Below are 23988 nucleotides of genomic sequence, written 5' to 3'. Positions count from 1 at the left end.
GCTATTATGTTATAGAATTTCTAGATAAACCAGAATCTAAGACCAAAAAGTTCAAGCATTTAACTGTATTTAAAACACTTAAGAGTTCAAACTTAAAAGGCTACTCCAAAAAGTGCATTTGTTAGCATATATTCCCATAAATTCGCATTATAAATCAAGGGAAGTGTTAATCTTAATTACCACAGTTGACACCAATGACATATAATTTTGCCGTAGTTACTCCAATGGCTAATGAGGAGAAAGACTTTTATTCTTTTATAAATGGATTAACAGAAGTCTTAAATGAAATGCAATGTGGTAAAGTATACCTTGTAGTAGACAACGCATCTAAAGACCAAACACTGTCCTTATGCCAGAACCTAGCGAAGAGTGATAACAGATTTGTAGCAGTTTGGGCGCCAGCGTCTAAAAATGTTGTAGATGCATACCTATTTGGCTATAGGCAAGCAGCAACTGCTAAACATGAATATATAATTGAGATGGATGCTGGGTTATCGCATGACCCTAAAGAGATACCGGTATTTTTATCTCTATTGCATAAGAAGTACGACTGTGTTTTCGGAAGTCGATTTATAGCTGGAGGCGCAATAGTTGATTCAACTTGGAAGAGAACATTTTTATCAAAAGCTGGCACCCTGCTTTCCAATCTTTTACTAGGCACAAAAATGCATGATATGACCTCTGGTTTTCAAGGATTTAGTCTTCAAACTGTGAAAAAAATTCTAAATTACAACTTATTATCACAAGCTCATTTTTACCAAACAGAGGTTCGCTACTTGTTGCGAAAAACAAGGTTCATCGAGGTACCAATTCAATATAGAACCCCATCACCCAGAGTTTCTAAGAAAGCTATTTTAAACTCTATTTATTTACTATCCTATTACACATTCAAAAGGGTAGTATTTAAAGCTCCAGTAATTAAATAATCATTATATGTTCAATTCGTCTAATTAGGTTTTCCCCTCTTACTTCGTTTAAATGAACAACACTTTCATTGTAATTACTTCTATTGCTGACGAACATCACCCTGTTTTAAAAAAAATAGCAGCGAGAGCCATAAATCATAGGGTGCCATTGATTATAATAGGCGACAAATCAAGTCCTAAAGAATTCATATTAGAAGGTTGTGATTTCTATTCGCTAGATGCTCAAGCCAGGCTTCCTTTCAGCTTGTCTGATAAATTGCCTGTTGGTCATTACTCCAGAAAGAATCTTGGTTATTTACTAGCTATTGAAAGGGGGGCAGAAATTATAATTGAAACAGATGACGACAATATACCCCTCGCGTCTTTCTGGGATGACAGGTCAATTGAGGCTGAAGCTCACCTTTTAGAAAATACAGGCTGGACGAATGTTTATCGCTATTTCACTGATATAAATATTTGGCCAAGAGGATTTGCATTAGAACATTTACATGCGCCTATGCCAGAAATTGGCAAAATCACTTCAGTAAAAAGCCCTATACAACAAGGCTTAGCAGATGAAAATCCTGACGTAGACGCGATTTATAGACTCACAATGCCTTTGCCTGTTTATTTTGAAATGTCTCAAAATATAGCACTCGGCATTAACACTTTTTGCCCCTTCAATAGCCAAAACACAACTTGGTTTAAAGAAGCATTTCCTTTGTTATATCTACCCTCTTATTGCAGTTTCAGAATGACAGATATCTGGCGGTCTTTTGTGGCGCAACGGATTGCGTGGACCTGTGGGTGGACCATCTTATTTCATAACTGCACTGTTCGCCAAGAACGAAATATTCATAACTTAATGAATGATTTCAAAGATGAAATTAGCGGTTATATCACTAATGATAAGATTTTCAATTGCTTGAAAAATATAACATTAAAAGATGGGGTGAACCATATCTCAAATAACATGATCCGCTGTTATGATGAACTCATAAAAATTGGGGTATTGGACTCCTGTGAAATCGAATTGCTAAAAGCTTGGCTTGATGATTTGAAAACCCTAGAAAATAGATGAAAAAACAAACTACAATCTCTCTTCTATTTATAATTTTCATTCTCTCTCTTATTTTCAATTTAATCAAGAGTTTAATAAATGGCTATGAAAAAGAAAGTTGGCTTATCACAGAATTTCTAATTAATTATCAAGGAGGTTTCGTAAGACGTGGTTTGTTAGGTGAGGCTTTGTACCAATTTTCGCAATACTCAACTATTAGTCCTTATTATATAATTATAGCCCTGTGTTTGGCTTCATATGTTTATTTAATCTATTGGTACTCTTCATCCCTTATAAATAACGGTTTCCCATTTTTTATTCTCCCTTTTGTATTTTTTCTTGGGAGCCCTATCATAAATAATTATTGGGTGAGAAAAGATGCAATAGTACTCCTCTTCTTTATTTTAATATTGCATTGTTTAAGAAAAGAAAGTTTCATATATATAATCTTAACTAATTTACTCTTCGTAACTGGCATCCTGATACATGAATCAATTGGTTTCTTTGGATTTCCAGTTATAGCTCTTATCATTTACACTCGTTATAGCCACTCTAACTTTCTTAATAAACAATTTACATTTAGGAGGCTATATACAACAATTGTTCTTCTATTACCTAGTCTAATTGCCTTTGCCAGTGTAATATATTTCAAAGGTTCTCGGACTATTGCTGGTAATATCTGGGATTCGTGGGAAAACATTAAATTCCCAATACAAGCAGCAACCCATGGAGCTCCACCTGCAGCTATCGATGGCATATCGTGGTCTCTTCAAAAAGGACTACGATACTTTTATAGCAATCTAATGAACATGAACTATGATATCTATGCACCATTTGCATGGTTCTTTATCCTTCTATCTGTTTACTTTATAATTATAAATATTAATCGCTTAGATTTTAAAATACTAACCTACAAACCTACTCAAGCTATAAACAGAGAGAATCTGTCCACCATTTTAGTAATTCAGCTAGTAGCAGTAATTCCTCTGTTCATACTTGCTTCAGACTACGGGAGATGGGTAACTATGTGGACCTGCTCTACATTTGCAATTTTGTTAACTATACCAGAAAAAACATTATCAACTTTACCTCCTTTATTTGTTCGATCATTCAGTCATCATCTTAACAATATACTGGATGAATATGTAGGTAATTCAAAATCATTTATCGTTTTAATGAGTTTTGTAATAGGAGTGCCTTATTATAATTGGAGCATGGAAAAATATATTGAAACCCCTGCATCCGTCCACATAATTCAATTTATTTCAACTATATTTCGTCAAATAGTCATAATGTTTAAACTCGTTATAGGCTTAAATTGATCAATTTTTTGATATAATTATTGTTAAACTATATCATTTTAATGGTTCATTGTAATGATATAGGCAGACAAAATAGGAAGTGCTGGAATAAAGTCTTACCTCTCTCAACTCACCACCTCATTCAAATTAGCAGTTTTGAAATGCTGGTATACCCTCAACACAATAGCAAGAGCTACAGCAGCCTCAGCGGCGGCAACCAGTATAACGAAAAGGGAAAACATCTGGCCTTGCATCATCTGTGGGTCATGACGGCTGAAGGCGACCAGGTTTAGGTTGGCGGCGTTGAAGATTAACTCTATACCCATTAGCACGACTACTGCGTGGCGTTTGGTAATGACAGCCAGGACGCCTATTGTGAAAAGGGCAGCGCTTAGGAGCAGTATATGTTCGAGCGGTACTTGGGTCAGCATTATACTTTCTGTTTGTCAGTGGCGATGTAAGCGGCACCCATTAGTGCTATAAGCAGTAGCAAAGAGGCTATTTCGAATGGTAACACAAAGTCGGTCATCAGTTTTATACCTATCAACTGCACCGTGCTTTTCTGGCCTGCCAGCACATCGGTGTCAGTTTGTTGCAGCCATGGCAGGGAACTGAATCCTGCCTGCCAGATGGTATAGCCGAGCCCGATGAGTGTTAGAAGCGCAATGGTAATTCCCCAGCCTACGTTTACATTCTCTGACATTACAGACTTGTCGTGCACCCTACTGCTGAGCATAATACCGAATAGGATCAGTACCAGCACACCACCCACGTACACCATTAGCTGCGTGACGGCAACAAAATCGGCAAAGAGCAACACATAAATGGCTGCTATACTCAGCAGGGTGAGTAGCAGCGAGAAGCCTGCATATAGCAAGTTCCGCGTCAGCACCATGTAAGCACCCGAAACTATGGCTAATAGAGCAAAAACGTAGAATAGCATCTTCTCTTATGATTCGTCTGTTTTTAAATACTTGGTTTGTCAGATTCGAGCTGATAATGGAAGCTATTCCCGATCATCAGAATCTGCATGTACTGTAACCGTATAACAATTTAACAACTTAAATTACTGCTGCTTCCGGGCCGCCAGTGCCGCAGCTTTCGCAGCAGCCATTTCTTCCTGCTGCTTAGCCAAGAGTTGCTTTTTCTCCTCTGCCTGCTCGGGTGTAAGGTCAGTGAAATGGTAAATCATGTTCTTGATATCCACTTCAGAGAAGTCGTATACCGGTGTCATGGTCAGGCAGTCAGTTGGGCAAACGGTAGTGCACAGGCCGCAGTAGCAGCACTTGGCCATATCGATGTCGAACACAGGGGCATAAAGCCGCTTCTTGGTGCCGTCCGAGGTCATACCGATCTCCTCCGTTGCCTTCACCGATTCGATCGTGATGCAGTTCACCGGGCATATCTTCGCGCAAAGATCACACACGATACAGTCGTCAATCTCGTTGTGCAGACGATAGCGGCCGTTCTCAGGAACAGGTATAGCCTCGTAGGGGTAAGTAAGTGTTACCAGTCCCTCCGGTTGTTTAAAGTAATTCTCGTCCATGACCGGCACAGGCGCACGCCGCTTGTCCGCATTCCGAAAATGCCGCCATGTCAGTAGCAAGCCACTTAGCAGCGACTTTACTACTTCCCAAAACCCGGCTTTATGTTTAACGGACGTTCTTTCCATATTTAAATTGTAGCGGTATAGGTGAAAATCTATTCCAATAGAAATTAATTAACTACCCCGATACGCACACACTTTTTATCTATATAACTATACCTTGATAACTTCCCATACTTACACCATTAGCAATCGCCAGATGCCAGCCAGCAAGACTATACCCAGCGCAATAGGTGTCAATACCTTCCAGCACAGGTGCATGAGCTGGTCCACGCGCAGACGCGGGTAGGTCCAGCGGATCTGCAACTGCAGGAACAGCAGCACAAAGGTCTTGCTTAGCAGCCAAAAGCCACCCCATAGTATACCTGAAAGTGACCCTACTGTACCTGTTGTCCAGTCTGCAAACTTGAGCGTAGTCAAGTTTGGCAAGGGGGTATTCCAGCTCCCAAGGAAGAGAATGACTGCTACCAGGCTAACTAGCACCATCATACTATACTCCGCTAGGAACAGCACGGCAAACCGAAAGCCCGAGTACTCCACATGAAACCCGGCCACCAGTTCCGATTCCGCTTCCGGTATATCAAACGGTGCCCGGTTACTTTCTGCCAGGGATGCGATAAAATAAATCACAAAGGCCACCAGCAAAAGCGGAGCTCTGAAGATGTTCCAAGTGGTGACACCACCTATGTTTGTCGTGTTTATACCCAGCGCTTCGATACCAAAGAGCCAGTTCTTTTCAAACTCAAGTCCGGGAAAGCGGTTTAGCAGTATACCTTGCTGGTAGCTAATTTCCTGAAAGTCCAGTGACTGGCAGATCATCACAACGGAGAGAATAGCCAATCCGGCTGGTATTTCATACGATACAATTTGCGCCACGGATCGCATGGCACCCAGCATGGCGTACTTGTTATTGGAGCCCCAACCTGCCATGAGCAAGCCTACCACATCAAGTGAAATAATGGCCAGTAGGTAAAATACACCGATGCCAATGCCGGCAGGTATAAGTTCAGGTGTGAAAGGTATAACGGCGAAGCCTGCAAACACTGCGGCGAAGATAAGAATGGGGGCCAGTTTGAATAGCTTCTTGTCAGCCGCTGCTGTTACAATATCTTCTTTCTGCAGCAGCTTTAGCACATCCAGTACTGATTGCAGCGAGCCGTAGGGCCCCGCCTCGGTTGGTCCCAGGCGGTCTTGCATAAAGGCTGCCACCTTGCGCTCCACATACGCCAGCACAATGACGATACCCAGCAGTAGCATAAGTGTCAGCAGAAAGGCAAGCATAAGCGGTTAGGTTTTATGAACGGGCAAAGGTAGTTTTTAATGTGCTAATGTGCTAGTAGAGCAAGAAGCTTCAGCCAGGTTTAGCTTATGAAAATGAAGTAAGTCTGCCAGCTTTTGCTTAGCTGATCATAACTATATCCCATTAGCAGCTGTCAGGATGATTGGCTCGCCGTCAGTTATCAGGATCGTGTGCTCGTGCTGCGCTACAAAAGCTCCCGCATCAGCCAGTAGTGTCCAGCCGTCGCCTTTCTCGTGCACGTAACTTCCTTTAGTTGAGATAAAGGTTTCTACAGCTACCACGGTGTTCTTGCGGAACCTTCGGGTCTCCTGCTTGTCATAGAAGCATGGAATCTCGTGCGGCTCTTCGTGCAGGCTGCGCCCTACCCCATGACCGACCAGATTTTTGATCACCTTGAAACCGTTCTTCTTCGCTTCAGTCTCTATAATGCGGCCTATTTCAGCTATCTTTTTGCCCCCTCTTATTTCTTTCAGAGCCTTATACAGTGCCGTGACAGAAGCATCTACCAGCTTGTTCAAACCATGCACGTCTTCTCCCAGGATAAAAGAACCGCCATTATCGGCATAATATCCATTGAGTTCCGCCGAAACATCTATGTTGACCAGGTCTCCTTCTTTAAGGACGGTTTTGTCAGAGGGAATACCGTGTGCGGCTTCGTTGTTGATACTGATACAGGTATAGCCGGGGAAATCATAGGTAATCTTGGGTGCCGACTGCGCATTGTAAGACTGCAGCAGCTTGTGTCCAAAGTCATCCAACTCCCTTGTGGTCATACCTGGTCTGGCATGTTCGCGCATTTTTCTGAGGGTGACAGCCACAGCTTCACTCACCTTTTTTATACCTTCCAGATCCTCATTTGAGTCTATTGACATAGCTATTCCTTCTTCCGTATTTATAAATATTACCCTTCTATTAGATGCGGCACGAATTGCGAGAGGTTAGTGATGATGCCTTTTTCGCGCCGGAAACCGATGGCGGCTCCTTCGCCTGACCAGAACACACCGGCCTGGTACTGGTAGCCTTTGCCGTCTTCAGGCAGTTCGCACCAACGCTGGTATACCTGCTGCTGCTTATCATAGTCGCCACGAACTTTGGTTACGCGACCACGGTCTACCACCTCTACACTTTGCCCTTCGCGGCCAAAATATGGCTTTTTGATGTACTTACCTGACAGCGGCTCAACGTCTGCCTCCAACAGAAGAGGGTGGTACGGGAAAGCCTTCCAAAGCCAGGCCAGCATGCCTTTGCTCTGAAACAGCAAGGTGTAGGCCGGGTTGGCAATCGTGATGGTACGGGAGCGTGAAAGCAGTGTCAGGGTTTGGAGCAGCTCCGGTTCTTCCCAGGCAATCTGCTCCCATGGCAATAACTTGAACAAGAACGGAAAATGCCGCCACTGCTCCGACTCTACCTGTGCCCAAACGCCCTTCTCGTCGCCTTCTGTAGAGAAGCTCACTTCTTCGATCGGGCAGAGATGGGCCTCAAACCCAGCTTCATTGGCAGCCTGGGTGATAACTGAGCAGTTGGCTTCGTCCTCGGCACTGGCTCCGATGTAGGTGACTAGCAAGGCAGGGGCTAAGTCTTCATTGCGTTCGCGCCATACCCTGAGTTGCTCTACCAGAGCTTCGTACAGGCCAGAATATTGCAGAGCATCGTTTTTGCCAGCAGCGGCCAGACTAGCCCATTGCACTACAGCCGTTTCAGGTATAGAGGTAGCGGTATCAGCATTAAATTCCAGCATTTTGGGGCCATCCGGCGTCATTGCAAGGTCAAAGCGACCATACAGATGCACCTGTCGGTCGTCGCTCCATGACTGGCGCACCAGCTGCCATAGGTTCTCAGGTATACCCAGCACTTGCAGGAAGGCATCCGGAAGGTCATTCGGAATGGCCTGCACCATCATGTTGTAAAGCGAGCTGGCAGCATCGAGCAGCTCTTCAGCCTGGTCCTCTGTAATCACCACTGCCTCGCCGGGCACATAGTTGGCACAGCCGTCCTCAACACACCACTCCCAGCCCAGTCCGCGCACTGCTTTTTCCACATCACCTGTGTGGGGTTTTACTTGGATGCTCGTCTTAGAATTTTCTAGCATGAAATACTCAGAAATAAAAGGTTGATACGCAAATGAAGGTATCGGCACAAGCAGCATAGCTTATACTGATACCTTCCATACGAGGCATGACCTCACTTAAGGAGCACACTGCTATACCTGATTGTTGGGATACTCTCCTTGCGAAATAGCAAGTATGCTTTTCCTGTTCTTTAAGATTAAGCTCCCGCTCCGCCGCTGCGTCCACGGAAGTAACCGCTTCGGCCTGTACGCGGCGCTGTAGACTGCTGACGGTAGGTCTGCACATTCTGGCGCCAGGCGGCTGTATTGTTCATCACACCCGGGTTGGCATAATAAGCGGGCCTGGGTGACATCATACGGCCAGCCATAAAGCCCATGCCGCTCCACCACAGCACACTGCCTAAGCCAAAGCCGCCCTGGGTATATTGCTGCTCATTTTGGGCAATGTCACGCATTTGGTTCTCGAGTGCTAAGCCCTGCAGCGTATCTACGCGGCCATCGCTATACTTTAAGATCGCCATGCTCTGGCCCGGTGCTGTGGTACGCTCATCGGTGATCTTCCACTGGTCAGGTGCCTCCTCAGTGAGCTCTGTTACAATCCCATCCGGCACAGGCACTTCTGTACCCGCGTTCCATTCATCATTTGTCTGTGTGCTTGAATCACAGCTGGTGAGTCCCATGGTAGCGGCGGCGGCCATAATAAAGGCATTGCGCTTAAAGTCCCCAATGGTCAAATATCGCTTTTTCATAAGATTATCTCCGTTGATATATAAAGGTACTCTTTTTACGGGATTTCTGAAAGTGAGGGGTTGGAGGATGGCTGCATTGTTAATTGCCAGTGCATAATTTGGACAGATCGCGACCTGTCATTTTGAAATTCCTGTCTATGGAACTCCTCTACTCCCACAAGGGATAATGCTCCAGGTGCACTTTTCGCTTGAAGAAGATGCGGGTACTTTCTTCGAATGATCTGGTAAAATCAGATACAAAGAAAGCATGATCGCCCTGCAGCTCGTCAGAGGTCAGGTCATTGGTTTCCAGAAACCTCCGAACATGCCTGGCCACGATCTGGCTGGCGTCCAGCACATCCACTTTCCCCTGGTAGTAATTCTCGATCTGCCTTTTGATAAGCGGGTAGTGCGTGCAACCCAGAATAAGTGCCTCTATACCTTGCAGCTCGGGCGCTGACAAATAGGCGTGAATCACGTTTTCAGAAATAGAATCATTGAAAAAGCCCTCTTCGATCATAGCAGCAAGCAATGGTGTGGCGTGCGATTTCAGCGTAATATCGAGGTCCAGTTCATCGATCTTTTTGCGATATACATTGGAGTTGACAGTTTGCTTTGTCCCAATAAGTCCAATCGTTTTGCCTGCATAAGTTTTCCCAATTTGCTCCACCACCGGTTCAATTACATTCAGTACCCGTGCTTTGCTGCCTACATACTCCTTTACAAGCTCATAAGCAGCCGCTGAAGCTGAGTTGCAGGCGATTAAAATCACTTTGCAGTGCTGTCGGAGCAGCAGGTCACATATCTTCACAGCATAAGCCTGTATGGCAGCCGTGGATTTATCCCCATAAGGCAAATGGGCAGTGTCGCCAAAGTATATAAGTCTCTCGTTTGGCAATTCTGCCACAATTGCCTGCGCCACAGTAAGCCCCCCTATGCCACTGTCAAATACCCCGATCGGGTGCATATTTTTTCTCTCTCCCATATGGTGCGAAGTTATGCTAAAACCCACAAAATAAGATGTTCACCATGATTTTAAGATCATTCACTTATTTTGACACTGTGATTGAATTTTTCAAACTTATTATTGAGTTATAAAACAGCTTATCACTCAGAGCGACGACATTAAATATTATTTTTACAATATATTTTGTAAATAAATTTTATTTGGTTATATTTAACTACTTTATACAAAGGGAATTGCTATCTTAATTCTCTGTTCCCTGAATATGACACCCGGCGGCTTTATCAACAGAGCAGATAAAGCAGATTATCCACCTCCTAGCCTAGCCCTTATGTCTACAGCTATTACTGACTCCGCTTTCATCATCTCGTCCGCTTCACCTGTGGTGAAACGAACTCCCTTGTATGGTAGTTTTATCAGTCGCTTTGTGGCCTTCCTGATCGACACGACTATACTCGTGTTCTGGTATTCGATCATACTTTACTCTATGGCCGAGAATTCATTGCAGTTCAACACCTGGAAGCAAGTAGTGGTAGATGGGAACATTAGTATGCTTGAGTTTGAGGCGGTGCTTCAGTTGTTTTTTTACAGTCTGTATTTCCCTATACTGCACTGGCTTTACTATACCTTGCTGGAGGCTTCCCCCAAGCAGGCTACTATTGGTAAGTTTACCTTGGGGCTGAAAGTGACAGACCTGCGAGGCAAGCGCATTTCTTTTCTTCAGGCTAATGCACGCTATTTCTCACGCATACTTTCGGCTTTACCGCTGTTGCTTGGATTTTTGCTCATACAGTTCACCCGCCGTAAGCAGGCACTGCACGATTATGTAGCCCGCACTCTGGTGATGACTGAGCAGTAAATTGCACTATTTTTCTACTATATATCCAACACCCCTAAGTATGAATCGTATATTATACCTTGTATAACAACAAAAAAGGAGGTAATCATGCGATTTATCCCAACCCGTTTTCACGGAATATTGGATTATGTATATGGTATTTTACTTATTGCATCGCCCTGGCTGTTTAACTTTGCCGCAGGTGGTGCTGAAACCTGGGTACCTGTAGTCATAGGCGCGATCGTGCTTCTGCAAACAGTTCTGACAGACTTCGAGATGGGTCTAATAAAGAAGATTCCGATGCAGACGCACCTGATGCTTGACTTTGGCATTGGTGTCATATTAGCCCTGTCTCCCTGGTTATTCGGTTTTGCCGACTATGTGTTTACACCACACCTGATTTTCGGTGTATTCTCTATACTGGCATCGCTAACGACACACCGTACACCAAGCAGAGCTTATAAAACTAATGTAGCACACGAAGAAACCATGCGATAAGCGATATAAACCATGTGTAATGCAACAGGCTGACTCTATCAAGTCAGCCTGTTTTATTTTGTCTGCCTATAGCGCAGAAATGCCTAAATTTGCTTTATGAATTACCTATCCGCAGAAAATATATCAAAAAGCTTTGGCGAACGCTGGCTTTTCAAAAACCTGAACTTTGGCATCAGCCAGGGGCAACGCGTCGCATTGGTTGGCGTGAACGGCTCCGGCAAAACCACGCTTCTCAATGTACTGGCAGGTAAACTGCCCCCTGACGAGGGTAGCGTGAGCGTGCGCAAAGAAGTGACGATCGGTTTCCTGGGCCAGAATCCGGAGTTTGATGAAGAGCTAACGGTACAGCAGACCATCTTCGGCGGACAGGGCGAAGTACTGGATGTGATCCGTGAATACGAAGTAGCCATCTCCCACCCCGACACCAGCGCGGAGAAGATGCAGCATTTAATGGAGCGTATGGACGAGCTGCAGGCTTGGGACTTTGAGATCAAAGTGAAGCAGATCCTTTCCAAATTAGGTATACATAACCTCGACCAGCAAATAAAACAGCTCTCGGGAGGACAGCGCAAGCGGGTGGCCATGGCCCGAGTGCTCATCGAGGAGCCCAGCATGCTCATTCTCGATGAGCCCACCAACCACCTGGACCTCGACACCATTGAGTGGCTTGAGGGCCTGCTCTCTACGCAGAACACCACGCTATTGATGGTTACCCACGACCGCTATTTCCTGGACAAAGTGGCCAACGAGATAGCTGAACTTGACAACGGTGAACTCTATACCTACAAGGGCAACTACAGCTACTTTGTGGAGAAGAAGGCTTCGCGTGAAGAGATGGCCGCCGCAGAAACCGAAAAGGCACGCAACCTGATGCGCAAAGAACTCGACTGGATTCGTCGTCAGCCTAAGGCACGCGGCACGAAGGCCAAGTATAGAGTCGATGCTTTTGAAGAGCTAAAAGAAAAAGCCGCCAAGAAATCAGCGGCACCGCAACTGGAGCTTTCAGTAAAAACCACCCGCCAGGGCGGCAAGATCATCGAGGTAGACCATATTTCGAAGTCCTTTGGCGCTAAGAAAATCGTGGATGACTTCTCTTATGTGTTCAAGAAGAAAGACCGCATCGGCATTGTGGGACCAAACGGAGCAGGCAAATCCACTTTCCTGAACATGCTCACCGGCAAACTGCAACCCGACAGCGGGACCATCGACGCCGGTCAGACCACCGTGTTTGGCTACTATACCCAGGACGAACTGGAGTATAAGCAAGACCAGCGTGTCATCGACATAGTGAAGGATATTGCTGAGGTAGTGGAGATGGCTAACGGAGAGGTGATCACAGCGAGCCAATTTCTGCAGCACTTCCAGTTTGCCCCACCGCAGCAGTATACCTTCGTGAGCAAGCTGAGCGGTGGTGAGAAGCGTCGTCTGCAGTTACTACGCGTGCTGATCAAGAACCCCAACTTCCTGATCCTCGATGAGCCTACCAACGACCTCGACATCATCACGCTCAACATACTGGAAGACTTCCTGCTCAACTTTGGCGGCTGTCTGCTGATGGTGTCGCACGACCGCTACTTCATGGACCGGCTGGTAGAGCACTTGTTTGTGTTTGAGGGCGAAGGCAAGATCCGCAACTTCCCGGGCAACTACACTGACTACCGTGAGTGGCTGAAGGAGCAGGAAAAAACCGAACAGGAACCAAAGCAGGTTGTCCCTGTAATCGAAAAGAAACAAGAGCAACCGACGACAGGAAAGCGCAAACCGACTTACCAGGAGAAAAAAGAGTTTGAAGAACTGGAGAAGGAGATGCCAAAACTCGAGGCACGTAAAGCAGAGATCATCGAAACCATGAATGCCGGCACTACCACTGACCACGAGCAGCTTAATGCCTGGGCCAAAGAACTGGAACAGATAAACGAGCAACTGGAAGAAAAAGAGATGCGCTGGCTCGAGCTCTCCGAGATCATGTAAGCAACTCACAGCTATACCTTAAAAATCGCCGAAGCAACCTGTTTGTTTCGGCGATTTCATTTCAGGCCCTTCACTGTCACATAGGCTTTCTCATTGCGCTCCCCCACCTTCACGATTTCCCGGTCAAACTTGCGGGGGTGGTTGATGATGGCGTAAAAACTATCCAGGTACTTAAGCGACTGCCGTAACCCTGATTTACTCAAGGGCTCACACTGCCTGTATAATGCATAAATCAGAGTACGGTAAGCGTTAAACGTGTTGACCATCTCCCGGTGGATGCTTTCCGGAAAGCTGTAGGCTCTGTACAGGCGCTGTTTTACTGACTTTATACCCAACTCAGGAGGCGGCGCAGCATAAGGGGCCCCTACTATACCTGCGTAGTCGAAGTCGAAAGGCACAGGTATAGGTGCTGAAAGTGAGTCAGGGGCCAGCAGGTCGATGTTATGCCGGTAAGGCACTGACCAGTCTGTGTTGCCGATCATGTACTGAAAAAGGGCTAACCGGGCCATGGCCTTCTGATCGACAAGGTCCATGCTGAAGCGCATTTTGCCAGGTATAAGTTTCATATCCAGACGACTAGCCTTGCTTTTGTCATCCTCTATCAGAAAGGCGTAGCGCACCTCCGGTTTGCGTTTTCCCAGGCTGTCTTCGTAGGTTACCTGACAGAGGCGCACCCGAAAGCTCTCTTCAGCCAGCAGGTTGTATACCTTGTATACAAGGTACTCCCGCAGCACGTACTCCTCCCCTACGCAGTGTGTTACCAGCTTCAGTTTGTTTTGCCCCTCAAACACAGTTCCTGTTGGCATTTTTTTGCGGATCAGGTTGAGCATAAGCGGCGGGAAACGGCAGACAGTGGCGTCCCGGCGACGATTACCCCGCACCATCACCCGCAGCGGCAAAGAGATCTCCCCACCTGCAGCATCTTGATATAAGAGTGTAGCGGCATGATACTTTCTGTCATCGCCACGGTCCTTTAACAGCTTCTGAAAGTCGGCAACCAGCTTGAATTGAAGCACTGCCTCATCCTCGAAGAGCGGTATTTCCTGCGCCCGCGTTGGCTGCCACCCCAGCAAAAGAAAAACCAACAGGTATACAAAGCGATCGGCCATGCGGCGTTTGATTCGATGTATAAGAGTTGGTAACATAACTAGAAACTTAATTGCCTGTGCTGCGACAGGTATAACAAGGCAGGCTTAGAGCCCCATTTGCTTCAGTGCTTTCCTGGAGAACAGGTCTTTCATCACATTCCCTTTCCGTACAGTAGTATCCATTTTTACCTCCAACCGAATGGAGTCTTTCGGGAGAGCTGTCAGGGTCGTATCCATGGCAAGGTCTACCACCACGGTGTCTACATGCGGCACCAAGACAGTGGAGTCCATCTCAAAATCAAGCATCCGGGAAACCGTAGCGGAAATATCAACCAAGGTATACTCGGTTTCAACGATAGCATCTCTTCTAAAATCTGGCCCCAGGGCGAGCAGACTTATATGCTGGCAGCCTTCACAATCATCGCCATGGTCTATCCATCCGTTCTTCACCGAATCCAGGTGGCGGCCATGGTCTGTGGTAACCAGCAGCGTGGTTCGGCCTTTGTAGTGCGCATCTTTTTCCAGAAAATCCCAGAGCTGCTTCACATAGCGGTCGGACCGGGCGATGCCTCTCAGGTAGTAATCCCAGTTTCCGGCGTGGGCATAGCCATCCGGTTCCATAAAATTGATCAGCAATAGGTTGGGCCTGTGGGTGGCCAGTACTTTCATCACCTCCACCAGCGTAAGAGAATCCGCCCGATAGCCACTGCCAGGGCCGCTCACGCCACAGTTGAGCGATGGCATAAACTTGTCCTTCCAATCGGGCCGAAGGGTATTGCCCAAAATATCCAGCTTGTCTTTACTTGAAACGATCCAGGCGGCGGTGGCCGGTCTGCCTTTCTGCTTGAGCCACTGCTGAAACAAAGAGGGGTTAGCCGGCAGCTCATCTCCATAGTTATCAATCGGCTGGTTCACCCCAGTCGTGATAGCCGCATGGCCAGAATTGGTGTAGGTATAGCCATCATTCCGGAAGTTTCTGCATAAGGTGCCTTTAGGGAGCAGGTCGGTTGACATATTGGGTATAATACCTGGCACTGCTCCCCAGGTCTCCGAATACCGAATGCCATCGATCACGACGATGATGACATTCTCAGTCTGCAGTCCCTCGGCCTTCTCTCCAGTTGGCGAGGTAGCACAGGATACCGCAACAGCCACTACTACCCCAATCAGCAAGCGGCACAACCAATTGCTGCCTCTTATGCGAAATGAAGCCTGCCTGTAGTATTCGGATGCTCCCATACCCAATGCAATTAATAGAAACTAAACTCCTATTATAAGGTATACGAGTTCTGAAAAAGATCAGGCAAAAGCGGCACCTCAAGCCATAGCTCCTGAAAAACCCTGCATAATAGTTTGCGTTTAAACTCGATAATTACCTTCTTGCGAACATCAAACATCACATGCACCAACCAGCAGCCATAGCGAACCTCCACTTAACAATGCCTTTAGGCATTGCGCTGCTGCATGCTGTTTCCGCTGATTGCTATCGTGCCGCTTATTATTGCTACGGTTATTACTACCGCTGCTCTACTGCGCTCTCTCAGGCAATCAGGCGACTAACGTACCGCACTTAAACAGGAAAAGCCCACCGGGCCCCTGACTGATAAAACTGAAGCAGAGCGAAAGCTCTGCTTTTTTCATTTTATACCTATTCCAAAAACTAAAATCAAACCATATGACATCCATGGACCTGACACAGAACTACAACAGCTATACCACCGAAAACCACCAGGTATGGGCCATCCTCTTCGACCGCCAATTACGTAACCTCCCCGGAAAAGCCATACCTGAGTTTATAGAAGGTTTGGAAAAAGTCGGCTTCAGTCGCGACCGTATACCTGATTTCAATGAGATAAACCAGAAACTGAAGCCGTTGACCGGCTTCGAAGTAGTGGCCGCTCCAGGTATAGTCGACGATGCGCTGTTTTTCCAGCTCATCGCCAGCAAGCGCTTCCCGGCCACGGTGTGGGTGCGCCGCATGGATCAGCTCGACTACCTCGAAGAGCCTGATATGTTCCATGACGTTTTCGGACACGTGCCGCTGCTCACCATACCGGTGTATTGCGAGTTCCTGGCCAAGCTATCTGAAATGGCCCTCTCCCACCTCGACCGACCCGACATCATCGACCGACTCACACGCATCTACTGGTACACCATCGAGTTCGGACTGTTCCGCAAACCAGGCCAGCAGGCGCAGATCTACGGAGCCGGCATTCTTTCCTCAGTGGGTGAGAGCAACCTGTCTGTATCTAATGAGAGTGTGAAGTTCGGCTTCGATGTAGACCATATCCTGAGCACGGCTTACATAAAAGAGACGTTCCAGAGTCAGTACTTCTGCATCCATAGCTTTGAGCAATTACTCGAGAGCCTGCCAGCTATAGAAACGGCCCTGCAGCAGCTTCGCACCCAGGCTGAGCTTGTAACCACTCCCTGACATGAAAAAGTCCCGCCAGCAGCAGGTATAGACTACCTCTTGCTGGCGGGACCTAACTCTTTTTACAGATCTGCTCTAGTGCGTGAGCTCGTGGTTGATCATGAAACCAAGCTTGCGTGGTCTTGACAGCTGGGAGTTTTCGAGTTTCTGCTTATAGGTGATGCGCTCAATATCCGAGACATCCTGCCCCATCAGGTCGTTGTTCACGGCTGCCACCATGGCGCTTTCCACGATCAGGCGCAGCATGTCATCATTTATCACATTACGGGCAATGCGGTCGTAAGGCAAGTCCATCTGCTTCACACCTTCTATGGCAAAGTGATTATCGATGTTGATGAGCATCCTGCCCACCAGGTAACCCGGGTCGTCGAGGCGGTTGTACTTAACGGTATCAGCCATGAAGTTGTACGCCATGATATGACCGAAAAACCGGCGGCGGAAGTCCTCTTCCACGTAATCATTACGCATGATCTCGTAGTCGTCAGGGAACGTGACGATGTTGGAATGCATAACGAAAACCAGCAGATCACCAGAAAACTTGATCTGAAACTCCAGATCGGTAATCGCCTTGTATTCGATCACAACATCCGAATTGTGCGTCGTGATCCGATTGGTCAGCTCCTCTACAATCTCCTGCGAAATTTCCTTCATCCGGGTAAAGGTCTGGTAGGTATTGCGGTATATCGCCTGCTTTGTGGCCGACTTTTGCTGCAAGCCCTGTATTATATCGTCGAGTCTATCTTTCATACTTGTGCTTGTTTCGGGTGCTGTATTTTTTACTCTAATCTTAAGAAATAGTTATTCAGGCGGTTTTCGCTAAGGTATACCAGCCTTACTGACTTATATTTAACAGGCTGAGAATCACTTTAATTAACAGGTGCTATAAATTGCCTTAGCACCTGCTCCTGATGCTGCGCAAAAGATGGTGGAGGCGCCACTTCATCCGCTACCATCCCCTCTCCCACAAAAGCTACCTGCCTGATGCCACTGGGTCCACCTGGCTGGGTCAGCACCATACGCCTGGCCTGTGGCTGCTCTAACACTTCAGGTACGCTGTTCACGGCACCGGCCGGCACATGCAGCCTGTGCAGCTCCTGCAGTAGCACGGCCCGCTCCTGCTGCCTGATCAGTCGCTCTAACTGTTGGTTAATAGCCTCCCGATGCTGCACTCTTGCATTGTTAGTGGCAAAGTGTGGATGATCTGCCAGCGCCTCCTCTCCCAACACCTGACACAATCGTCTGAACTGCCGGTCGTCACCGATGGCGAGCACTAAGGGCAGGCTGTCTTTGCAGGTAAATACACTGCCGTAGGGTACAATGTTGGGGTGCTCAGATCCCATGCGCTGTGGGCTATGCCCTGCCACCAGGTAGTTTGCACCTTGGTTGGCCAGCGCTGAAACAGCGGCATCAAACAGCGAAACCTGCACATACTTGCCCTCCCCGGTACGCTCACGTAGCAAGAGCGCCGTGAGTATGCCCTCCTTTAACTGGTGAGCTGCCAGAATATCCATTAAAGCAACGGGCATTTTGGTAGGTGGTCCATCAGGGGAGCCGTTCATGTACATGAATCCGCTCTCAGCCTGTATCACGGCATCATATCCCGCCCGCTGGTCCTTCAGACCATAGCCTGTGATGTGTCCGTAAACCAGCCTGGAATTGAGCTGGGACAGTGTGCGGTAATCTACCTGCAGCTTCTCAGCATCACCGGGCTTATAGCTCGCAATCACAACATCGGCTTTGGAGGCCAGTTGGTGTACGGCTTCAAGCGCATGCGGCTGTGTTATATCGAACCCTACAGAGAGCTTGCCCCAGTTAGCCGCCGAAAAGTAAGCCGAAACAGCTGAGCTCCCCTGCTCAGTCGCCAGTTTCCAGGTGCGGGTGACATCACCAGCGGTAGCGGTATTTTCAAGTTTTACCACCGTAGCTCCAAGCTCTGCAAAAAACTGCCCTATACTTGGCCCTGCAAGCACACTGGCCAGCTCGAGCACCAGCATATTTTTAAAAACGGGTTCAGCCATCTTATTCAGGTATAAGTGATAGAGCGCAGGCCTGCGTCAGGCTGTCGCTCTAAAAGCAAAGCTATCAAAAAGGGTATAAAAAAAGCAGCCCTTCCGAAGAAGAGCTGCCAGTATGTTTTCGCTATGTATAAAATTAGGTCCCGATCAGGGGCGCTGCTATATCAAAAAGAAGATAGCATTGATGATGTTAACGCCCAGTAGAAGATAGAAGTTCGGAGATTCTTGTATAGCTTTTTTCATTTTAATTTTAAATAAATCTTTCTTTTATATGTTTTAAGATGATTGTTTATATCACTTTGGGCTTATTTACGCCTCACCTAATCAAATGTTTCGGCGTTAATATAAAAAAATCTATGTAATTAAAACTTAATATTATTTAAATGCTATAAGACGATAAAATATTCTGTAATTCTGTTCAATTTAAAAGCATTACATCTATATAGCGATTTTTTAATGCTTTGAACTTTTTGAATGCCGTTTCAACTTTATAAATGTATTGTGCTATTCTTTGCTGATCGACGATGCAATATTAATATAATTTTCAATATAAATAACATAACCTTTTAAATTTTTCTCAGATAAGGTAAAAAAAACGTATCTTTACCACAATAAATGCGGTTTAAAGGCCGCTAAGGCATAAAAATAATTTTATAGAGATAACTTTGGATTTTCGTTCTTTCAACCTTCACGAAGATGTGATCACCGGAATTGAGTCGATGGGTTACAATACTCCGACACCGGTACAGCAACAGGCCATTCCGCTCATATTGGAGCAGAAGGATATTATCGCCTGCGCACAGACAGGTACCGGCAAGACTGCCGCTTACCTGTTGCCGCTGATCGATCGCATTTCGCACGCTAACTACGACTTCACCAGTACCCTTATCCTGGTTCCTACCCGCGAACTGGCAAAACAGATTGATGAACAGGTAGAAGGCCTGGGCTATTTTGCACCAGTTAGTTCTATCGCCATCTACGGTGGCAGCAAAGGCGACGAGTGGGAGCAGCAGAAGCGTGCCCTCACCGGTGGTGCCGATATTATCATAGCCACGCCAGGACGCCTGATGTCGCACATGGCCCTGGGCTACGTGAAACTGGACCAGCTAAAGTACTTGGTACTCGACGAGGCTGACAAGATGCTGGACATGGGTTTTATGGATGACATCCTGAAAATAGTGCGTGCACTACCTGCCGAACGCCAGACACTCCTCTTCTCAGCTACCATGCCGAAGAAGATTCGTGACCTGTCACAGCAGATCCTGCAGCAGCCTGAAGAAATCAACCTGGCTATCTCTAAGCCGGCCGAAGGTATAGACCAGCGTTTATACCTGACTTACGACAACCAGAAACTGCCTTTGCTCGAGCATTTGATCCGGGAGTTGGAAGTGCAGAATATGATCATCTTCACATCCCGCAAGTCGAATGTAAACCAGATTGTGCGTTCGCTGCGCAAAATGGGCTTTGAGGCCGAAGGTATTATGTCGGACCTGACGCAGGAGGAGCGTGAGAAAGCACTGCAGGGTTTCAAGAACCGCAAGTACCAGATCCTGGTAGCTACAGATATTCTATCGAGAGGTATAGACATCGACAGCCTGAGCCATGTGGTGAATTTTGACATGCCACAGGATGCAGAGGACTATGTGCACCGTGTGGGTCGTACAGCCCGTGCAGCTTCTACAGGTATGGCCATCACGTTTGTAAATGAAAATGACATGTACCGGGTACGCAAGGTAGAGCAGCTGATCGAGCGTGACCTGCCTAAGCTTCCGCTTCCGGAGGGTTTTGGCCCAGCTCCGGTATTCGACCCGACCCGTCGTGACATGGGCCGTGGCCGTGGCGGCAAAGGCGGCGCAAGAACAGGTGGAGGAAGACCAGGCGGTAGCCAGCGTTCAGGTGAAGGCGGTGGCAGAGACCGCAATCGCCGCAGAGGACCAAAGCCGGAAGGTACAGCCCCTCACAAAGAGGGCAACAATAGACCCATAAAGGCAGCTAACCCACAGCCAAGAGGTGAGCAAGGCACGCCTAAGGCAGAAGGACAGGAAGGCGGTCAGAAGCCAAACCGCAATCGTAACAGGAACCGTAACCGCAAGAAGCCGAACGATTCTAATCCACAGAACAGCAAGCCGCCAATCTCACAAGACAATAACTAAACAGAAAGGGCCCCTCATACCGGAGGGGCCCTTTCTGTTTAACATGGGCTATACCTTAGTCACACGCCTCTTCAGCCCATTATTCTGCCTGCATAACTAAAGTTATAGGTATAAATACTGTTTTCATCTACAGAAAACAGCTTTTCATATAATATTTCCAGATTAATATATATTATTTAATATCTTTCTACTCGTTACCATTACACTTCACTACACTTATTCTCTACTCGGTCTAATATGAAGTGAGGGGCTTTGGCTTTAGGGTCAAAGACTGCCAGTGTCATTCTAACCATTTTTAACTCTATATGAAACAAACTTTACTGCTGGCACTCCTCTGGTGCCTGGCATGCCCGGCTTTTGCTCAGTTACCAGCACCGACAGGCACCATCAAAGGCATCGTAGCCGATTCTGCAACACAGGCCTCTCTGGACTACGTCACGGTAGTGGTGCAGGAAGCAGGAAAGAACCAGGCAATCAAAAGCACCTTCACGAAAGACAATGGCTCCTTTGAGTTGACGGGCCTTGAGTTGAAGCAATACCAACTGGTGCTCTCCTATGTAGGCTACAAGACAAAAGTGCTGCCTCTCCCAGCTTTTACCGGCACGACCATCGACCTGGGCAGGTTAGCCCTGGTTTCATCGGCCAAACAACTGAAGGAAGTGCAGATCGTGACGGAGAAGCTGCTGGTGGAGCAGGATATCGACAAGCTCACCTACAACGTAGATGCCGACCCCGAAAGCCAGACCATGACGGCCCTGGACATGCTCCGCAAGGTGCCACTACTGAGCCTGGATGCTGAGGACAACATCAAACTGAATGGCAACAGCAATTACCGGGTACTTGTCAACGGCAAAACATCATCACTGTTTGTCCGCAGCCCGAAGGACGTGTTCCGTAGCATGCCAGCCAGTACCATCAAAAGCATTGAAGTGATCACCAACCCGCCATCCAAATACGAAGCCGAAGGCGTGGGCGGCATCATCAACATCATCACGCACAAAAAGAACATCGGTGGCTATAATGGCTCTGTAAATGCGCAGGTATCCAGCCCGAGGGGAAGCAACTTTGGCGGCTACCTGACTGCCAAAGTAGGCAAGGCAGGCTTCTCTGGCTATTTTGGAACTGGCTCATATTATAGCCCGGCCAACAGCAACAACCTGTACCGTGAAGACAACATACGCCAGACAGTACTGCAGCAGGTTGGAGAAAGCCGAAACGACAATACCTATCAATACGCGAGCGGTGAGTTCAGCTACGAGATGGACACACTAAACCTGTTCACGGCCAACTTCAGCATGAACATGAACAATGGCAATAACACACTGGCGCAGCGTGTCGATCTGTTTAACTCCACCGGTGCACTGACCCAGGCTTACACGCGTCTGAACAATGGCAACTTTACCTGGAGGGGCAGCGACTTTGGTGCTGACTACCAGCGCACCTTCAAGAAAAACAAAGATCAGCTTTTCACGCTTTCTTACAGGCTAAGCAATAGCGGCAATGGCAGCGGCTCAGACTTCATACTGGACCCAGTACTCAACTTCAATGGTCAGGTAAGCCAGACGGACAATGATGGCAGTTCAGTAGAACACACCATGCAGGCTGATTATGTGCAGCCGATCAAAAAGCATACCCTCGAGTTTGGCGTGAAAACTATCTTACGACTGAACAGCAGCGATTACTTCTACAGCAACCAAAACCCTGAAACGGGCAATTTTGTGATCGACGAGAACCTGACCAACAGTTTCGACTACCGCCAGGATATCTATGCCGCCTATACCTCTCTCAGCCTCAAAAAAGGCGATTGGGGTCTGAAAACCGGTGCACGTCTGGAAGAGACTAAAATCGACGCAAACTTTAAGTCATCAGGCACAGTGGCTACTCCTGACTACTTCAACCTGATCCCGAATATCACCCTGTCGCGCAAATTGAAAGGGGCCAGCACCATGCGTTTGTCCTATACCCAGCGCATCGAGCGTCCGAGTCTCTACTACCTCAACCCGTATGTAAACCAGATCGACCCGCGCAACATCAGCTTTGGTAATCCGAAACTCGATCCGGCCACAAACAATGTGTTCAATCTGGCTTATAACACCTTCGTGAAGGGAACATCTGTAAATGCAAGCATCTTCCATAACTTCACCAACAACTCCATCCAGAGCTATACCACGCTTGGAGCTGACACCGTGGCCCGTACCACCTATGGCAACATAGGCCGCAACCAGACTTATGGTTTCTCTTTGAGCGGTAACACTACACTGTTCAAGAAGCTGAGCATTAACCTGAACTCCACTACCAACTACGTGAAACTGACCAGCGTCATCGACGGCGTGCCGCAGAACAACGAGGGCTTCACTTACAATGTGTTCGGCTACTCGAGCTACCGCTTCGACAAGGGCTGGCGGGCAAGCGGCAACATTGGCTATTATTCGTCACGCATTTTGCTGCAGGGCCGCTCAGCCGGTTATATCTGGAATAGCCTCTCTGTAAGCAAGCAATTCCTGAAAGACAACAAAGCAACGCTGAGCTTCTCAGTGAACAGTCCGTTTCAAAAGAACCGTCGCTTCGTGAACGAGATCAATGACCCGCGCTTTACACAGGTTCAGGAGAACTTTAATGTGATGCGACGCTACAGCGTTGCCTTCAACTACCGCTTCGGCAAACTGAAGGGAGACATTGCCCGCAAGAAGCGTGGCATTAAAAATGACGATGTGAAAGCCGGAGAGCAGTCAGGCGGGGGCGGTGCGAATTAAAATTTTGTTAGGTCAGCTCCGGGGGCCGCTCGAAGAGGTGGTTCCTGGTCTTACTTAAAAAACTTGCAAGCAGCCTTTTTAATTTGCCGGTTTGTCTTCTTCCATTGGTGAGCATATCAAAGTGTCCTTTACTTATCATGCTGGAGGTCAACTAAGCTATGGGGAGCACAATGCGACCAGCTATTATTATACCTACAACAACAATGATTGGATCATCTCAGCTACTTACCTGCTTCGGGCAAAAAAGAAAGACCAAGAAGCTGAGTAAAATGAAAATATAGGCTTCTAACAAAATCAAAACGACAA

General features: G+C 47.1%; 22 protein-coding genes. 10 read left to right on the top strand and 12 right to left on the bottom strand.

Annotated elements, in window-relative coordinates; all coding sequences use genetic code 11:
• Positions 1-194: 194 nt before the first annotated feature.
• From Q1A54_RS19840 to Q1A54_RS19830, 3 genes are read left to right on the top strand one after another with little or no spacing between them, the layout of a single operon-like run.
• Positions 195-926: a glycosyltransferase gene (locus Q1A54_RS19840; protein ID WP_299991678.1), complete on the top strand. Its 732-nt coding sequence runs from the start codon at positions 195-197 to the stop codon at positions 924-926.
• A gap of 52 nt (positions 927-978) precedes the next feature.
• Positions 979-1986 carry an STELLO glycosyltransferase family protein gene (locus Q1A54_RS19835; protein WP_299991676.1) on the top strand — a complete coding sequence of 336 codons (1008 nt, stop codon included), beginning with the start codon at positions 979-981 and terminating at the stop codon, positions 1984-1986.
• Positions 1983-3287 (top strand): hypothetical protein, encoded by a 1305-nt coding sequence (locus Q1A54_RS19830; RefSeq protein WP_299991674.1) that lies wholly within the window; start codon positions 1983-1985, stop codon positions 3285-3287. Before Q1A54_RS19835 ends, Q1A54_RS19830 begins: the two co-directional genes overlap by 4 nt.
• Before the next feature lie 104 nt (positions 3288-3391).
• Here the strand turns inward: Q1A54_RS19830 and nuoK are convergent, their stop codons facing one another.
• The 8 genes from nuoK to murI form a co-directional block, all read right to left on the bottom strand.
• Complete coding sequence (gene nuoK / locus Q1A54_RS19825) at positions 3392-3697, bottom strand: NADH-quinone oxidoreductase subunit NuoK (RefSeq protein WP_196116185.1); 306 nt, start codon at positions 3695-3697, stop codon at positions 3392-3394.
• The gene (locus tag Q1A54_RS19820) at positions 3697-4209 is read right to left on the bottom strand and encodes an NADH-quinone oxidoreductase subunit J (RefSeq protein ID WP_299991670.1); all 513 of its coding nucleotides are present in this window, start codon (positions 4207-4209) and stop codon (positions 3697-3699) included. Before Q1A54_RS19820 ends, nuoK begins: the two co-directional genes overlap by 1 nt.
• Positions 4210-4332: 123 nt before the next feature.
• Positions 4333-4938, bottom strand: coding sequence for an NADH-quinone oxidoreductase subunit I (locus Q1A54_RS19815; RefSeq protein ID WP_196116190.1), 606 nt, complete (start codon positions 4936-4938; stop codon positions 4333-4335).
• A 111-nt stretch (positions 4939-5049) separates the two neighbouring features.
• Positions 5050-6153: a complex I subunit 1 family protein gene (locus Q1A54_RS19810; RefSeq protein WP_299991667.1), complete on the bottom strand. Its 1104-nt coding sequence runs from the start codon at positions 6151-6153 to the stop codon at positions 5050-5052.
• Positions 6154-6285: 132 nt separating this feature from the next.
• Positions 6286-7044 (bottom strand): type I methionyl aminopeptidase, encoded by a 759-nt coding sequence (map, locus tag Q1A54_RS19805; RefSeq protein ID WP_299991665.1) that lies wholly within the window; start codon positions 7042-7044, stop codon positions 6286-6288.
• Between the two features lie 29 nt (positions 7045-7073).
• Complete coding sequence (locus Q1A54_RS19800) at positions 7074-8210, bottom strand: glutathionylspermidine synthase family protein (RefSeq protein WP_299991662.1); 1137 nt, start codon at positions 8208-8210, stop codon at positions 7074-7076.
• 227 nt (positions 8211-8437) lie between these two features.
• Positions 8438-8989 (bottom strand): hypothetical protein, encoded by a 552-nt coding sequence (locus tag Q1A54_RS19795; RefSeq protein WP_299991659.1) that lies wholly within the window; start codon positions 8987-8989, stop codon positions 8438-8440.
• Between the two features lie 148 nt (positions 8990-9137).
• Positions 9138-9953 carry a glutamate racemase gene (gene murI / locus Q1A54_RS19790; RefSeq protein ID WP_299991657.1) on the bottom strand — a complete coding sequence of 272 codons (816 nt, stop codon included), beginning with the start codon at positions 9951-9953 and terminating at the stop codon, positions 9138-9140.
• A gap of 310 nt (positions 9954-10263) precedes the next feature.
• Here murI and Q1A54_RS19785 point away from each other — a divergent pair, with 310 nt between their 5' ends.
• The 3 genes from Q1A54_RS19785 to Q1A54_RS19775 all read left to right on the top strand — a co-directional run bounded on the left by Q1A54_RS19785 (position 10264) and on the right by Q1A54_RS19775 (position 13239).
• Positions 10264-10791 (top strand): RDD family protein, encoded by a 528-nt coding sequence (locus Q1A54_RS19785; protein ID WP_007656708.1) that lies wholly within the window; start codon positions 10264-10266, stop codon positions 10789-10791.
• Between the two features lie 87 nt (positions 10792-10878).
• Positions 10879-11268 (top strand): SPW repeat protein, encoded by a 390-nt coding sequence (locus Q1A54_RS19780; protein WP_299991653.1) that lies wholly within the window; start codon positions 10879-10881, stop codon positions 11266-11268.
• A 96-nt stretch (positions 11269-11364) separates the two neighbouring features.
• Positions 11365-13239, top strand: a complete 1875-nt coding sequence (locus Q1A54_RS19775) for an ABC-F family ATP-binding cassette domain-containing protein (protein ID WP_299991650.1) — start codon at positions 11365-11367, stop codon at positions 13237-13239.
• 56 nt (positions 13240-13295) lie between these two features.
• Here the strand turns inward: Q1A54_RS19775 and Q1A54_RS19770 are convergent, their stop codons facing one another.
• Both Q1A54_RS19770 and Q1A54_RS19765 read right to left on the bottom strand, forming a co-directional pair.
• Positions 13296-14384 (bottom strand): hypothetical protein, encoded by a 1089-nt coding sequence (locus Q1A54_RS19770; protein WP_299991646.1) that lies wholly within the window; start codon positions 14382-14384, stop codon positions 13296-13298.
• 48 nt (positions 14385-14432) lie between these two features.
• Entirely contained in the window at positions 14433-15566 is a 1134-nt protein-coding gene (locus Q1A54_RS19765) for a sulfatase-like hydrolase/transferase (protein WP_299991643.1), read from the bottom strand.
• A gap of 436 nt (positions 15567-16002) precedes the next feature.
• On the opposite strand from Q1A54_RS19765, the gene Q1A54_RS19760 reads away from it, so the two are divergent.
• Positions 16003-16761 (top strand): phenylalanine 4-monooxygenase, encoded by a 759-nt coding sequence (locus tag Q1A54_RS19760; RefSeq protein WP_299991640.1) that lies wholly within the window; start codon positions 16003-16005, stop codon positions 16759-16761.
• Between the two features lie 75 nt (positions 16762-16836).
• On the opposite strand, the gene Q1A54_RS19755 is transcribed toward Q1A54_RS19760, so the two are convergent.
• Together Q1A54_RS19755 and Q1A54_RS19750 are read right to left on the bottom strand one after the other, a co-directional pair.
• Positions 16837-17508 (bottom strand): hypothetical protein, encoded by a 672-nt coding sequence (locus tag Q1A54_RS19755; protein WP_076422498.1) that lies wholly within the window; start codon positions 17506-17508, stop codon positions 16837-16839.
• A gap of 119 nt (positions 17509-17627) precedes the next feature.
• Positions 17628-18779, bottom strand: coding sequence for a CaiB/BaiF CoA-transferase family protein (locus tag Q1A54_RS19750; protein WP_299991638.1), 1152 nt, complete (start codon positions 18777-18779; stop codon positions 17628-17630).
• A 716-nt stretch (positions 18780-19495) separates the two neighbouring features.
• Between Q1A54_RS19750 and Q1A54_RS19745 the strand changes: the two genes are divergently transcribed.
• The 3 genes from Q1A54_RS19745 to Q1A54_RS19735 all read left to right on the top strand — a co-directional run bounded on the left by Q1A54_RS19745 (position 19496) and on the right by Q1A54_RS19735 (position 23950).
• Positions 19496-20929, top strand: coding sequence for a DEAD/DEAH box helicase (locus Q1A54_RS19745; RefSeq protein ID WP_299991701.1), 1434 nt, complete (start codon positions 19496-19498; stop codon positions 20927-20929).
• Positions 20930-21234: 305 nt separating this feature from the next.
• The gene (locus Q1A54_RS19740) at positions 21235-23682 is read left to right on the top strand and encodes an outer membrane beta-barrel family protein (RefSeq protein WP_196116211.1); all 2448 of its coding nucleotides are present in this window, start codon (positions 21235-21237) and stop codon (positions 23680-23682) included.
• Positions 23683-23773: 91 nt separating this feature from the next.
• The gene (locus Q1A54_RS19735) at positions 23774-23950 is read left to right on the top strand and encodes a hypothetical protein (RefSeq protein ID WP_196116213.1); all 177 of its coding nucleotides are present in this window, start codon (positions 23774-23776) and stop codon (positions 23948-23950) included.
• Positions 23951-23988: the final 38 nt, after the last annotated feature.

Origin of the sequence: uncultured Pontibacter sp., assembly GCF_947502515.1 — a bacterium.
Taxonomy (GTDB): domain Bacteria; phylum Bacteroidota; class Bacteroidia; order Cytophagales; family Hymenobacteraceae; genus Pontibacter.
Note: the sequence above shows the minus strand (reverse complement) of the source record. Positions and strands in the feature narration are given on the sequence as shown.